Here is a 13523-nt window from a genome sequence, read left to right as displayed (position 1 = left end):
CCCACAGTTGAACCCGCGCCATGCCCAATCTACGCGGCGCAGACCCACCCCTGTGGGAGCGAATTCATTCGCGATTGGCCGGTGCAGCCGACACATCTCTATCGCCTGAGCCTTTTTTTTCGCGAGTAAATTCGCTCCTACAGGGATTGGGTTCATTCAGCCACGCTGCACGACATCAGCAACAGAACTGCTGCAGAAACAGCTTCTGCAGGACAAAAAAAGAGGAGCCACGAGAGCTCCCCCAGAGGTAATCGTCCAGCCTGCCGCGTCGGTGCGCGTCAGGCTGTTTCAGCTTTGATGAATCGCGATCATTCGATCTCGACCAGAATCTCACCCGGATTCACGCGGTCGCCTTTGGCCACGTGGATCGCCACGACCTTGCCCGCGACGGCTGCCTGAACCTCGGTCTCCATCTTCATCGCTTCGGTGATCAGCACTGCCTGACCGGCCTTGACCGTGTCGCCTTCCTTGACCAGCACATCGACGATGTTGCCCGGCATGGTGGTGCTGACGTGACCCGGTTTGCTAGCTTGGGCGCGCTTGCCAATGCCACCGCCGACGAACTCATTCAGCGGCTCGAACACGACTTCTTCCGGCATGCCGTCGATGGACAGGTAGAAGTGGCGCTTGCCCTCGGCCTTGACGCCTACACCCGTGATGTCGACGCGGTAGCTTTCGCCGTGAACGTCGATAACGAACTCGGTCGGCACGCCTTCACCGCCCGCCCGCGCCACAGCGCCCGGCTCCGGAATCGGCAGCAGTGGCTCTGGCGCCAGGGTGCCCGCAGCGCGTTCTTCGAGGAACTTGCGGCCAATGTCCGGGAACATCGCGTACGTCAGCACGTCTTCTTCCGATTTAGCCAACGCGCCGATTTCGCCACGCAGCTTGGTCATTTCCGGTTTCAGCAGGTCCGCCGGACGCCCGTCGATAACCTCTTCGTTGCCAATGGCCTGACGACGCAGCTTCTCGTCGACCTGACCCGGCGCCTTGCCGTAGCCGCCCGTGAGGTAGAGCTTCACTTCGTTGGTGATGGTCTTGTAGCGCTCGCCGGCCAGGACGTTGAAGAACGCCTGAGTGCCGACGATCTGCGAGGTCGGGGTCACCAGCGGCGGATAGCCCAGGTCCTTGCGAACACGTGGAATCTCGGCCAGCACTTCGCCCATGCGGTTCAGCGCGCCCTGCTCTTTCAGCTGGTTGGCGAGGTTGGAAATCATGCCGCCGGGCACTTGGTTGACCTGCACGCGGGTGTCAACGGCGGTGAATTCGCTCTCGAACTGGTGATACTTCTTACGCACGGCGTAGAAATACAGGCCGATTTCCTGCAGCAGCTCCAGGTCCAGACCGGTGTCGAATTCGCTGCCCTTGAGCGCGGCAACCATCGACTCGGTGCCCGGATGGCTGGTGCCCCACGCGAAGCTGGAGATCGCGGTGTCGATGTGATCGGCGCCGTTTTCGACCGCCTTCAATTGGCACATCGCGGCCAGACCCGCAGTGTCGTGGGAGTGGATGAACACCGGCAGCGACTGCTCGGCTTTCAGTGCCCTGACCAGTTCGCCCGCCGCGAACGGTGTCAGCAGACCGGCCATGTCCTTGATCGCCACGGAGTCGCAGCCCATCGCTTCCATCTGCTTGGCCTGAGCAACAAAGGCCTCGACGGTGTGTACCGGGCTGACGGTGTACGCAATGGTGCCTTGCGCATGTTTGCCCGCAGCCTTCACCGCTTCGATGGCCACGCGCAGGTTACGCACGTCGTTCATGGCGTCGAAGATGCGGAACACGTCGATCCCGTTTACGGCAGCCTTGGCGACGAAGGCTTTGACCACGTCGTCGCTGTAATGGCGATAGCCCAGCAGATTCTGGCCGCGCAGCAGCATTTGCAGGCGGGTGTTCGGCAGCGCGGCGCGCAATTGGCGCAGGCGCTCCCATGGGTCTTCTTTGAGGAAACGCACGCACGCGTCAAACGTCGCGCCGCCCCAGACTTCCAGCGACCAGTAGCCGACTTTGTCGAGCTTCTCGCAGATCGGCAGCATGTCTTCGGTGCGCATGCGGGTTGCCAGCAGCGACTGATGAGCGTCACGCAGGATGGTGTCGGTTACAAAGATCTTCTTCGTCATTCTTATCTCCTCACAAGCTTCAAGCTCCGAGCCACAAGCTACAAGTCACCGCGTACGGCTTTTACTTGAGGCTTGACGCTCGCAGCTCGACGCTGCTTTTAAATGCCTGCGTGGGCGGCGATGGCGGCGGCGATGGCCAGGGCCAACTCTTCGGGTTTGCGCTTGATCGAGTAGTTGGTCAGTTCAGGGTGGCTCTCGACGAAGCTGGTGTTGAACTGGCCGCTACGGAATTCCGGGTTGCGCAGGATTTCCTGGTAATACGCTGCAGTGGTTTTCACGCCTTGCAGGCGCATGTCGTCCAGCGCGCGCAGGCCCCGGTCCATCGCCTCTTCCCAGGTCAGCGCCCAGACGATCAGCTTCAGGCACATCGAGTCGTAGTACGGCGGAATGGTGTAGCCGGTGTAGATCGCCGTGTCGGTCCGCACGCCAGGGCCACCCGGCGCGTAGTAACGGGTGATCTTGCCGAAGCTTGGGAGAAAGTTGTTTTTCGGGTCTTCGGCGTTGATGCGGAACTGCAACGCGAACCCCCGGTGAATGATGTCTTCCTGCTTCACGGAGAGCGGCAGGCCGGACGCGATGCGAATCTGCTCGCGCACGATGTCGATGCCGGTGATTTCCTCGGTGATGGTGTGTTCCACCTGCACCCGAGTGTTCATTTCCATGAAGTACACCTCGCCCTCGGCGAGCAGGAACTCCACGGTGCCCGCGTTCTCGTAACCCACGGCCTTGGCGGCGCGCACCGACAGGTCGCCAATGTAGGCGCGCTGTTCAGGGGTCAATTGAGGGCTTGGGGCAATTTCAATGAGCTTCTGGTTACGACGCTGAATCGAGCAATCACGCTCGAACAGGTGCACGACATTGCCGAAGCTGTCACCGAGGATTTGCGCCTCGATGTGCTTGGGATTGACGATGCACTTTTCCAGAAAGACTTCAGCTTTGCCGAACGCCTTGGTCGCCTCGGAAATCACCCGAGGGAATGCCTGCTCCAGTTCTTCACGGCTGTTGCAGCGACGAATGCCGCGACCGCCACCACCAGAGGTGGCCTTGAGCATCACCGGGTAGCCGATGCGATCGCCTTCGGTCAACGCTTCGGCGATGTCGGCAACGTTGCTTTCGGTGCCAGGGGTGACCGGCACGCCGGCCTTGATCATGCTGCGGCGAGCTTCGGTTTTGTCGCCCATGCGGCGAATCACTTCGGCGGAAGGGCCGATGAATTTGATTCCGCGTTCGGCGCAAATCTCAGCCAAGTCGGCGTTTTCCGAGAGGAAGCCATAACCGGGGTGCAACGCGTCGCAACCGGTTTCCACAGCCAGGTTCACCAACTTGCGCGGGTTCAGGTAACCCTCCAGCGGTTCGGAACCAATGCCATAGGCCTCATCCGCACGCTTCACGTGGAGCGCATGGCGGTCCGCGTCGGAGTAGATCGCCACGGAACGGATGCCCATTTCTGCGCAAGCGCGCACGATCCGGACAGCAATTTCCCCACGGTTGGCGATCAGGATTTTTGTTATCACTGGCATTTCCTCGACCGATGAGCAGACGGACCGGAAACCCGGTCAGTACGGAGCGACATAGCGTTACAACATGTTGCGTCGCAGCGATGGCTCACCCTATGACGAATCAGCAATTAACAAAAATGAGTAAAAATTGGGTTAAACATAAGTAAAACCTTATAGTTGCGCTTTCAGCCATGAGCAGAGGAATTGACAGATGCGTAAGTCATTGATGCGTATGACATTGCGTCAATTGCGAATCTTCAATGAAGTCTGTGATCTTCGGTCCTACAGCCGTGCGGCTGAAGAAATGTCCCTCACGCAACCCGCTGTCAGCTTGCAGATTCGTCAGCTCGAAGAGCTCATCGGCCAGCCGCTTTTCGAGTACGTGGGCAAAAAACTCTACCTGACCGAAGCCGCCGAAGCGCTTCAATTGGCCAGTCGCGACATCTTCGGGCGCCTTGAAAACCTCGACATGCAGCTGTCGGACATGCAGGGCTCGCTTCAAGGGCAGTTGAAGCTCGCCATTGAATCAAGCGCAAAATACTTCGTTCCACACCTGTTTGCGGCTTTTAAGCGCCAATACCCCGAAGTCATGCTCAACCTCACCGTGGTTAATCGGGCACAGGTGATTAGACGCCTCTCCGACAACCGCGATGATCTGGTGGTGATGTCGATGGTCCCGCAGGACATGGGGCTGGAGTTTCTACCCTTCCTCAACAATCCCATCGTGGCAGTGGCGCGACCGGACCATCCGCTTTCACAACAGCCAAATCTGTCGCTGAAAAATCTGGAAGCCTACACGCTGGTGGTACGCGAGCAGGGGTCGGGAACGCGCAAGGCGTGCGAGGAATATTTCAAGGAGAAGCGCATTCACTTCGAGCACTCGCTGGAGGTGTCTTCGGCGGAAGCTCAACGGGAGTGTGTCGTGGCAGGGCTGGGGGTGGCGCTGCTGACGCGGCATGCGCTGAGTCTGGAACTGGCCACTGGCACGCTCAAGGAGCTGCCAGTGGCCGAACTGCCGCTTTATCGCAGTTGGTGCGTCGTACAGGCTCGGGAGAAACGTCTGTCACCAGTGGCGCATGCCTTCCTGGCGTTCATTCGCACCGAGCGTGCGCAGATCAGCGAGCTGGTCGCGCGCTTTGACGGGCACCTTCCGAAACGCTAGCGCTCTGCCAAAAGCTGGCGGAGTCAGCGTCCAGGTAGTCATCGAATTCGAGGGTCAGGCGACGGTCTTCGGACCGCGTTTCAATCGCACGCCGAAACGCCATGCGGCGCTGGTCTTCCTGCTGACGGCGGGTTTTGGCGCTGTTGTTTTGCTGCTGCGAGTCATCGTAGTGCCGAGGCATATCCTGTCTCCCATTGCGTGTGCGGGAGTACAGAGTGGCGGTACGCGGTGACGATCAGGCGTCGGAAGCGTTACAAGTTGGTGAAGGTTGAGTCGCAAGCCCAGACGCTGTGGTCACCCCTGTAGGAGCGAATTCATTCGCGAGGCGGCGGTTTGGCCGATGGAGATGTGCCGGATGTAAGGCCCTCTCGCGAATGAATTCGCTCCTACAGAAGAGCGTAGGCGGGCCTGATATCAATCCTCAGACGACTTGATCGACTTCGGCGACAGACGCAGGCTGCGCAAGCTGCGCTTCACGCTCTTGAGGTGATTGACCAGGCTAGGGCCACGGGCCATTGCCACGCCCATTGCCAGCACATCGATCACGACCAAATGGGCGATACGCGAGGTCAGCGGCGTGTAGATTTCGGTGTCTTCGTGCACGTCGATCGCCAGGTTGACGGTCGAAAGTTCGGCCAATGGGGTCTGACTTGGGCACAGAGTGATCAGATTTGCGCCGCTCTCGCGTACGAGGTTGGCCGTGATCAGCAGGTCCTTCGACCGGCCTGACTGTGAGATGCACACCGCAACGTCTGTAGGCTTGAGCGTTACCGCCGACATGGCCTGCATGTGCGGGTCGGAGTAGGACGCCGCCGTGAGCAGCAGTCGGAAGAACTTGTGCTGGGCGTCAGCCGCGACCGCGCCCGACGCGCCAAACCCGTAGAACTCCACACGATGGGCCGCAGCCATAACGGTCACCGCCGCCTGCAACGCGTGAGGGTCGAGCTTTTCCCGAACTTCCATCAGCGTATGGAGCGTGGTGTCGAAGATTTTAAGGCTGTAGTCCGCAACCGAGTCGTCTTCATGAATCGCGAACTGCCCAAAGCTCGCGCCCGCCGCAAGGCTTTGTGCGAGTTTGAGTTTGAGGTCCTGGAAACCGGTGCAGCCAATCGCACGACAGAATCGCACGATGGTCGGCTCACTGATCCCGACGCTGTGGGCCAGATCGGCCATGGAACTGTGCATCACGGCCGCAGGATCAAGCAGCACATGGTCGGCTACCTTGAGCTCCGACTTACGCAAGAGATGGCGAGACTGGGCGATGTGCTGCAACAGATTCAAAGGACAGGACTCAATAGGAGGATGGGTCGGGCTGTAGCTTTCTTGTAGTTATACTACATGACCTGCAAACCGCACAGCTAAACGAGTTTGATGATTCCAAACGAAAAGCCCGGAGCGACGGGTCGCCATGCAGTGTAGGACTTTTCACACGGGACTCCAGGCAACCGCTTCACAATCACGTAGGACAGTGCCCATCGCGTTGGCCTCCACAGGCCGACTGACCAGGTAGCCTTGCACCTCGTCACATGCATGGGCTCGGAGAAATTCCAGCTGTTGTTCGTTCTCTACCCCTTCGGCGACCACCTTCAATTCAAGGCTGTGAGCCATGGCGATGATCGCCCGCGTGATGGCAGCGTCTTCTGTCCCTTCGTTGAGCCCCCGGATGAACGCTTGGTCGATTTTCACGTAGTCCACGGGGAAGCGCTTCAAGTAACTCAGTGATGAATAGCCTGTGCCGAAATCATCGATAGCCAACTTCACGCCCAACTCACGCAACTGCTGGAAGGTGCTGATGATGTGCTCGACGCTGTCCAGCAACTGACTTTCGGTCAGTTCAAGCTCCAGGTATTCAGGCAGCAGCCCGCTTTCATCGAGCACTTGGCGCACCAGACTGACGAGCTTGCCCTGCCGTAATTGATGCACAGACAGATTGACTGACACCCGAATGGGCCGCAGCCCGCTGGCTTGCCATTCGCAGGCCTGTCGGCAGGCGCGGCGCAGCACGAACTCGCCGATGTCGGCGATCAGCCCGGACTCTTCGGCCAGGCCGATGAATTCGCTGGGCGGTACCATGCCGAGCACCGGATGCCGCCAACGCACAAGGGCCTCGGCAGAACTGAGCTGACCGGTCGCCAGTTCGAGCTTGGGCTGATAGAAGACCTCCAACTGACCGTCTTCAATCGCTCGGCGCAGTTGAATCTCCAGCTGCAAACGCTCAAGGGTCCGGGCTTGCAGGCTGTCGGTGTAGAACTGAAAACTGTTACCGCCCAAGTGTTTGGCGTGCTGCATCGCCATGTTGGCTTGGGTGACTAACGCAGAAATGTCTCTGGCCGAATCCGGCAGCAAGGCGATGCCGATGGACGCGCTGACCACCAGTTCGTGCCCAGCCACCAGAACCGGTGAACGCAGTTTGTTCAGCAACCGGGTGGTCATTCGCGTCAGCGTCGTCAGGTTGCCGAAGGTGTCGAACAGCACCGCGAATTCATCGGCGGACAAGCGCGCCACAGTATCGGCGTCTGCCAGCTCGGCGCTGATGCGACGGCCTATCTGACGCAGCAATTGATCGGCAACCTCATGCCCGAGGCTGTCGTTGAGCAGCTTGAAACGGTCCAGATTGATGTGCAGCAGCGCCAGGGTTTGCCTGCCGTGGCGTACGCGCTGATTGGCTTCGCGCAGCCGCTCGTTGAACAGCGCGCGGTTGGCCAGACCTGTCAGCTCGTCATAGTGCGAGAGGAATCGGGCACGCTCTTCATAATGCCGCGTCAGCTCTCGATTCAGCGCTTCGCTTTGGGCTTGAGCCTGCTGCAGGTGCTCAATCAAGGCCTGATTCTGAAAGCGCCGGGTCAGACCTCGCTCAATCAACCGGTTGACCTGCGCCGCCACGACGATCAGCGCCAGCAGCAGGATCAACCCCAGCCAGCCCCAGCCGCGCAACGGCACGTCGCCACCCCAGAACAGATAGAGGATGGGCGGCAGCAGACACGGCACGGTGAACGTCAGAAAGGCCGGGATGCTTGCGGCGTAGGCCACGCTGGCCGAGAGCGTGGCCGCGCCGATCAGGCCGAAGACCCACGCCTGTTGCACGAAGCTTTCCACGGGAACCAGCACCAGCGCCGCGCTGGAGAGCGTGAACCCGCTGACACAGGCGCCCGCCAGAAACATCCGCGTCCAGACCGGCTGCGCCTGGCGCTCCGGTGGCGCCGCGCGAAACGCCGCCACCTGCAGCACTCGCAGGCACACCAGCGCTGACAGCCACCCTACCCAGATACTGACGAGCACGTACCGTTCTGGACTCCAGAGCAGCCAGGCGCAGAGCAAACCATTGATGAACATGAACAGGGTCGGCAGCAGCGACCCCTGATAAAGAAGGCGTGTGCGCTCGACGGCAAGCTGGGTGGCGAACTGTCTGCGGATGACACGTCGTGTCGCCACAGCATCGGCCGGGGCTTTGGAGCTGGTGGTCATGGCGATTCTTATAATTAGTGAGCCTTGAACGTGCACGGAGCATACACAAGCCACCGAACAGACCAAACAGTCAGGGAAATAAATTGCATGAATGGTCGGCATACGTGACGGTTTTCCGCTCCTACAGGCAGGGGGGAACAGCTTTTCACGACCGACCAGCGTTAGAGTTTGCCCGGCATCCGTCGGCACCCTAGAATGCGCCGATGCATACTGATGACCTCTCCCTTCTGCTCAACTCCCTCAACGATGCCCAACGCCAGGCGGTCGCCGCCTCCGTGGGTCGTCAGTTGGTTCTCGCTGGCGCAGGCTCCGGCAAAACCCGCGTGCTGGTGCACCGTATCGCCTGGTTGATCCAGGTCGAGAACGCGTCGCCCCACTCGATCCTGTCGGTGACGTTCACCAACAAGGCAGCCGCCGAGATGCGTCATCGCATCGAGCAGCTGATGGGAATCAACCCGGCAGGCATGTGGGTCGGCACCTTCCACGGGCTGGCGCACCGTCTATTGCGCGCGCACTGGCAGGAAGCCGGGCTGAACCAGAATTTCCAGATTCTCGACAGCGACGACCAGCAGCGTCTGGTCAAGCGCGTCATCCGCGAGATGGGTCTGGACGAGCAGAAATGGCCTGCGCGTCAGGCGCAATGGTTCATCAACTGCCAGAAGGATGAAGGGCTGCGTCCCAAGCACATTCAGGCGTCCGGCGATCTGTTCCTTAGCACCATGAAAGGCATCTACGAGAATTACGAAGCGGCGTGCCAACGGGCCAGCGTCATCGACTTCTCCGAATTGCTGCTGCGCGCACTGGACCTCTGGCGCGACAACCCTGGCCTGCTGGAGCATTACCAGCGCCGCTTCCGCCACGTCCTCGTAGACGAATTCCAGGACACCAACGCCGTGCAATACGCCTGGCTGCGGTTGCTGGCCAAGGGTGGCGACAGTCTGATGGTGGTCGGCGACGACGATCAGTCGATTTACGGCTGGCGCGGCGCGAAAATCGAAAACATTCATCAGTATTCCGATGACTTCCCGGACACCGAGACGATCCGACTGGAGCAGAACTACCGCTCCACCGCGAGCATCCTGAAGGCTGCCAACGGCCTGATCGTCAACAACAGTGGCCGTCTGGGCAAAGAGTTGTGGACCGATGTCGGCGACGGCGAACTGATCAGCCTGTACGCCGCCTTCAACGAACACGATGAAGCGCGCTACGTGGTCGAGACCATCGAGAGCGCGATCAAGACCGGCATGTCCCGCAGCGACATCGCGATTCTTTACCGCTCCAACGCCCAATCCCGGGTGCTGGAAGAGGCCCTGTTGCGCGAGCGCATCCCGTACCGCATTTATGGCGGTCAGCGCTTCTTCGAACGGGCCGAAATCAAGAACGCCATGGCCTATCTGCGCGTTCTGGAAGGCCGTGGCAACGACTCGGCCCTCGAACGTGTGATCAACGTGCCGCCCCGTGGCATTGGCGAGAAAACCGTCGAAGCCATTCGCGAGCATGCGCGCCACGCCGATGTGTCGATGTGGGAATCCATGCGCCTGCTGGTGGCTAATAAAGGCGTGACCGGTCGTGCGGCCAGCGCCTTGGGCGGGTTTATCGAACTGATCGAGAACCTCTCGGCCAAGGTCATGGAGATGCCGCTGCACCTGATGACCCAGACCGTCATCGAGCAGTCCGGGCTGATCACCTATCACCAGGAAGAAAAAGGCGAGAAAGGCCAGGCTCGGGTAGAAAACCTTGAGGAGCTGGTCAGTGCCGCCCGCGCCTTCGAAAACAGCGAAGACGAGGAAGACTTGACGCCACTGGCCGCGTTCCTCGGCCATGCTTCACTGGAGGCAGGCGACACTCAGGCCGATGAGCACGAAGACAGCATTCAGCTGATGACGCTGCACAGCGCGAAGGGTCTGGAATTTCCTTACGTGTTCCTCGTTGGCATGGAAGAGGGCCTGTTCCCACACAAGATGAGCCTGGAAGAACCGGGCCGTCTGGAGGAGGAACGTCGCCTGGCTTACGTCGGTATTACCCGCGCAATGCAACATCTGGTGCTGACGTACGCTGAAACCCGACGTCTGTACGGTAGCGAGACCTACAACAAGGTGTCGCGCTTCGTACGTGAGGTGCCACCGAATCTGATTCAGGAAGTGCGCCTGTCCAACAGCGTCACGCGCCCTTTCGGGGGCTCCAAGACCATGGCGCCGAGCCGGCTGTTCGACGGCGAAGGCATTCCACAAAGCCAGTTCTCGCTCGGCCAACGCGTGCAGCACGCGGTGTTCGGCGAAGGCGTGATCTTGAACTTCGAAGGCTCCGGCGCCCAGGCTCGGGTGCAGGTGAACTTCTCCGAAGGCAGCAAGTGGCTGATGCTGGGGTATGCCAAGCTGGAGCCGGTTTGATCAGGCCCTGTCTGGCATCCGTTGATACCAGGTGACGCTGCGTTGAAAACCGCCTTGATCGAGAGCCAGGTCGGAACGTTCATGTACAACACGGACACTCAAAGCGGGCCCGGGAGCCGATCGCGCCCCGGTCCGCTTTCTCGGCCGTTTTTGCCGTGCCGGACCTTCGTCTCAATACTTTTCATATAGAGCCTAATTTCTACATGGCTTATTACTGGAAAACATCACACTAAATAGCGCGATTCGCCCTGAGAGACTTGAAAGTAGCGTATGCCGCGGGGTTCGACCTGACAAAGCGACCGTAAGTGTCGGCGTTTGAGAGCAGCACTTTACTCCTGATTTTTTCGTCCCCGATGAAGCGTTCAAGCGGCGTTCTTTTGGAAAATACCGAAACTATCTTCGATCGTTTGGCAAGGTCGTCGAAGGCTTCTCGATTCAAGCTGTGGGCGTTTACCAAGATGGGGCCGCTGGCGGCAATCTTGACTAGATTACCGGCCACGAGCCTGGCGTTTTCAGACAGCTCCTCATCGCTCACGTTACGCCCGGAAAACGGTATATTTTTATTATAAAAAACATCCCTGGTGTTATGAGAAGCATGACTTGCTTCATGTATCAGCGTGTCAGCGACTTCAAGAGGATGAGCATCCATGACGTGATCTTCACGCAGTGCCATCGTTTTCTGTGGTGCATATGGCCTGACGCCGAATGTAACGCCCGCTGCTGAAGCACCGCTATATAAGCTCACCTTCCAGCCATTCTCACCATTAAGACTTTGCAGGTAATCACGTTGTTGTTTGTAATTACCGCGCAGTTTCTTGATGACTGATTTTCTTTGCTGGTTTGATAATGTGCCAAATGCTGCTTCAAGCGAGGCTTCCGTGCCTTTGTCCAGCGACGAAGAAGATAATCCAGCGATTGCATCGTCTAGCAACGTTGTCGCCAGGACCAGCGCCTCCTCGAACGCCACGTTCTGAGCCGCACTGAACTCACCTCTCCCTCGGGCAACAAACTTGAAAGGCACCCCATTGGCCCCATGCATTTCGCCTTCATGCAAAACGTCGTAAGGCGCAGCGCCGAGCACGTCGCCATAGCGCACCGGCGAATTGCTCGCGAACCGATACCGATTCAACCCATCCATCTCCCCCGCCGGGTCTGGATTAATCCAGCGGCATAGCCACGGTGCATAATACCGAAGCCCGTAGTCATACAAGCCAGTGGCATCGCGCTCCCTGCCTGAATAGCGCACGAAACGGTACTTCACCTCAATGGCGCTTCTGGCAGCACTCCAAGCGGTGCTGCCGTAGGGGTAATAGATCTCTTGGCTGATCAGTCTCGTCTCGGAATCGAGTTCCAGCGTGGTCGAGCCCAAGTGGTCGGTCAGTAAATAGCGCGGCTGATTGTTTGTCAGTTCGGCAGGCCTGCCTTGCACCCAATGCAGCACGCGCACGCCGCAGACGTCGAGCACATGCCATGTCTCGCCCGTGGCGCTGTTATTGCGAATCTGGAGGTCAGGCAGGTACAGCACGTCTTCAACCAGCGAATGGCTTCCCGCCTTGGCATGACGCGTCTTGCATGCACGCAGGTTATCAGCGCCATAAAGATAACGCTCGTAGTCGTCATTGCCGTCATCACGCTGCACCGGACTCACTCCGCTTAGCCGGTTGTGGCTGTCCCACTGCAACGACTGGCCAGGCTGCAGTTGCTGCAGGTTGCCGTTCGCATCGAAGTCCGGTGGGTTGTCCTTGAGATGGGCGCGGTTGCTACTGCCACACACCTGCCAGGTGCGTGTGAAATTCTTTGCGCCAACATGCACCAACTGCAGCATGTTTCCGCCCAGGTCGTAGTCGTAGGTTTCACTGTAGATAGCGATGCCTTGATTGTCCGCCGCTTCATAGCCGGTGGCTTCGATCAGTTGGTAGTGGATATCGTAGGCGAAGGTGCGCACCGGCTCGACGCGCTGGTTGTTGAAGTGCCGAACGGGCTGCGCAGCGTCTTCGATGCGCAGTGGGTTGCCTACGGGGTCGTAGCGGTAGGTCAGGTCCTGCAGCACCGTGCCGTCTGCGCAACGGCTGCGCAGTCGGGCCAAGCGACCATCGGGAGGATCATACTCACGCTCGGTGCCTACACCATTGCCTAAGGTTTGCGCCTGAAGGCGGCCTTCGGCGTCATAACACGTGCTGCTGATCATCAACCGACCCATGGCCTGCGCAGTATCCGCCTCGCCGCTCACGGATGCCGTGAATCGGCGTACATGGCCGCCGGCATCAGTCTGCTGCTGAACATCCCCAAGTGGACCATACGCCCAATGCGTGCGCAGCATCGCTGTGGGAGCGATTTCAGTTGCAACAACCTCTCGCCCTTGAACCAACACCTGCCCCCCCAGCGCATAGTGTTCATTTACCAGCCTACCTGCCTGATCCCGCTGCTCGGTCAGGCGCCCGCAACGGTTGCCAGCAGCCTCATCGGCGGCGCCATAGGCATAACACTCAACACGGATACCGCTTTCAAGCACTGCAATGGGCCGCAAAAGCGCGTCATGTTCGACACGCCGGACAAGCCCCCGGCCGTCGCGCTGCTCGACTGTCTGTCCGGCCTCACCAAGCAGCGAAAGCTGCCAGCCAGCGTCGGCACATTCGGCCGACAGCTCCGTTCCAGAGAGTGCGTAGAGAGATCGACGGCTAAAAAGACGACGGGCGTCGAAACGCTCGATCACTCGCGCGGCGTTATCAAATACGTCGCGCTCGCGGCGGGCACCACGAATCGTCAAAACAACCAATTGCCGAGAGTCGCGCGCAGTGATGCTGGCGGTACGCGCATGCAGAAAAGCATCCATATGGGCATCCATGTCAGATGAAGCGCTGCGGCCAATCCCGCAGCCACAGCGATGTAATTA

At 59.4% G+C, this 13523-nt stretch carries 8 protein-coding genes; 2 read left to right on the top strand and 6 right to left on the bottom strand.

Features of this window, described 5'->3' with window-relative positions; translation table 11 throughout:
• Positions 1 to 308: 308 nt before the first annotated feature.
• Positions 309 to 2114: a sodium-extruding oxaloacetate decarboxylase subunit alpha gene (gene oadA, locus ACIQAL_RS11805; RefSeq protein WP_401145428.1), complete on the bottom strand. Its 1806-nt coding sequence runs from the start codon at positions 2112 to 2114 to the stop codon at positions 309 to 311.
• A gap of 98 nt (positions 2115 to 2212) precedes the next feature.
• The gene (locus ACIQAL_RS11800; RefSeq protein WP_401145426.1) at positions 2213 to 3628 is read right to left on the bottom strand and encodes an acetyl-CoA carboxylase biotin carboxylase subunit; all 1416 of its coding nucleotides are present in this window, start codon (positions 3626 to 3628) and stop codon (positions 2213 to 2215) included.
• Between the two features lie 196 nt (positions 3629 to 3824).
• On the opposite strand from ACIQAL_RS11800, the gene ACIQAL_RS11795 reads away from it, so the two are divergent.
• Entirely contained in the window at positions 3825 to 4775 is a 951-nt protein-coding gene (locus ACIQAL_RS11795; protein ID WP_401145424.1) for a LysR family transcriptional regulator, read from the top strand.
• Here the strand turns inward: ACIQAL_RS11795 and ACIQAL_RS11790 are convergent.
• The 3 genes from ACIQAL_RS11790 to ACIQAL_RS11780 all read right to left on the bottom strand — a co-directional run bounded on the left by ACIQAL_RS11790 (position 4729) and on the right by ACIQAL_RS11780 (position 8240).
• The gene (locus ACIQAL_RS11790) at positions 4729 to 4956 is read right to left on the bottom strand and encodes a PA3496 family putative envelope integrity protein (protein WP_401145422.1); all 228 of its coding nucleotides are present in this window, start codon (positions 4954 to 4956) and stop codon (positions 4729 to 4731) included. The genes ACIQAL_RS11795 and ACIQAL_RS11790 overlap by 47 nt on opposite strands.
• 233 nt (positions 4957 to 5189) lie before the next feature.
• Positions 5190 to 6056 carry a transcriptional regulator HexR gene (gene hexR, locus ACIQAL_RS11785; protein ID WP_166593990.1) on the bottom strand — a complete coding sequence of 289 codons (867 nt, stop codon included), beginning with the start codon at positions 6054 to 6056 and terminating at the stop codon, positions 5190 to 5192.
• A gap of 144 nt (positions 6057 to 6200) precedes the next feature.
• On the bottom strand, positions 6201 to 8240 hold the full coding sequence (locus tag ACIQAL_RS11780; RefSeq protein WP_401145420.1) for a putative bifunctional diguanylate cyclase/phosphodiesterase: 2040 nt from the start codon (positions 8238 to 8240) through the stop codon (positions 6201 to 6203).
• Positions 8241 to 8443: 203 nt separating this feature from the next.
• On the opposite strand from ACIQAL_RS11780, the gene uvrD reads away from it, so the two are divergent.
• On the top strand, positions 8444 to 10630 hold the full coding sequence (uvrD, locus tag ACIQAL_RS11775) for a DNA helicase II (RefSeq protein ID WP_401145418.1): 2187 nt from the start codon (positions 8444 to 8446) through the stop codon (positions 10628 to 10630).
• Positions 10631 to 10859: 229 nt separating this feature from the next.
• On the opposite strand, the gene ACIQAL_RS11770 is transcribed toward uvrD, so the two are convergent.
• Positions 10860 to 13463, bottom strand: a complete 2604-nt coding sequence (locus ACIQAL_RS11770) for an RHS repeat domain-containing protein (protein WP_401145417.1) — start codon at positions 13461 to 13463, stop codon at positions 10860 to 10862.
• Between the last annotated feature and the right edge of the window lie 60 nt (positions 13464 to 13523).

This window comes from Pseudomonas sp. NPDC088368 (genome assembly GCF_044753445.1).
GTDB classification, from domain to species: Bacteria; Pseudomonadota; Gammaproteobacteria; order Pseudomonadales; family Pseudomonadaceae; genus Aquipseudomonas; species Aquipseudomonas bambusae.
This window is presented reverse-complemented; position numbering and strand designations above follow the sequence as displayed.

Bases quoted from the DNA above. Each gene is read 5' to 3' on its own strand.
- oadA (WP_401145428.1), bottom strand. From the start codon at position 2,114: ATGACGAAGAAGATCTTTGTAACCGACACCATCCTGCGTGACGCTCAT.
- ACIQAL_RS11795 (WP_401145424.1), top strand. From the start codon at position 3,825: ATGCGTAAGTCATTGATGCGTATGACATTGCGTCAATTGCGAATCTTC.
- ACIQAL_RS11790 (WP_401145422.1), bottom strand. From the start codon at position 4,956: ATGCCTCGGCACTACGATGACTCGCAGCAGCAAAACAACAGCGCCAAA.
- ACIQAL_RS11780 (WP_401145420.1), bottom strand. From the start codon at position 8,240: ATGACCACCAGCTCCAAAGCCCCGGCCGATGCTGTGGCGACACGACGT.
- uvrD (WP_401145418.1), top strand. From the start codon at position 8,444: ATGCATACTGATGACCTCTCCCTTCTGCTCAACTCCCTCAACGATGCC.
- ACIQAL_RS11770 (WP_401145417.1), bottom strand. From the start codon at position 13,463: ATGGATGCTTTTCTGCATGCGCGTACCGCCAGCATCACTGCGCGCGAC.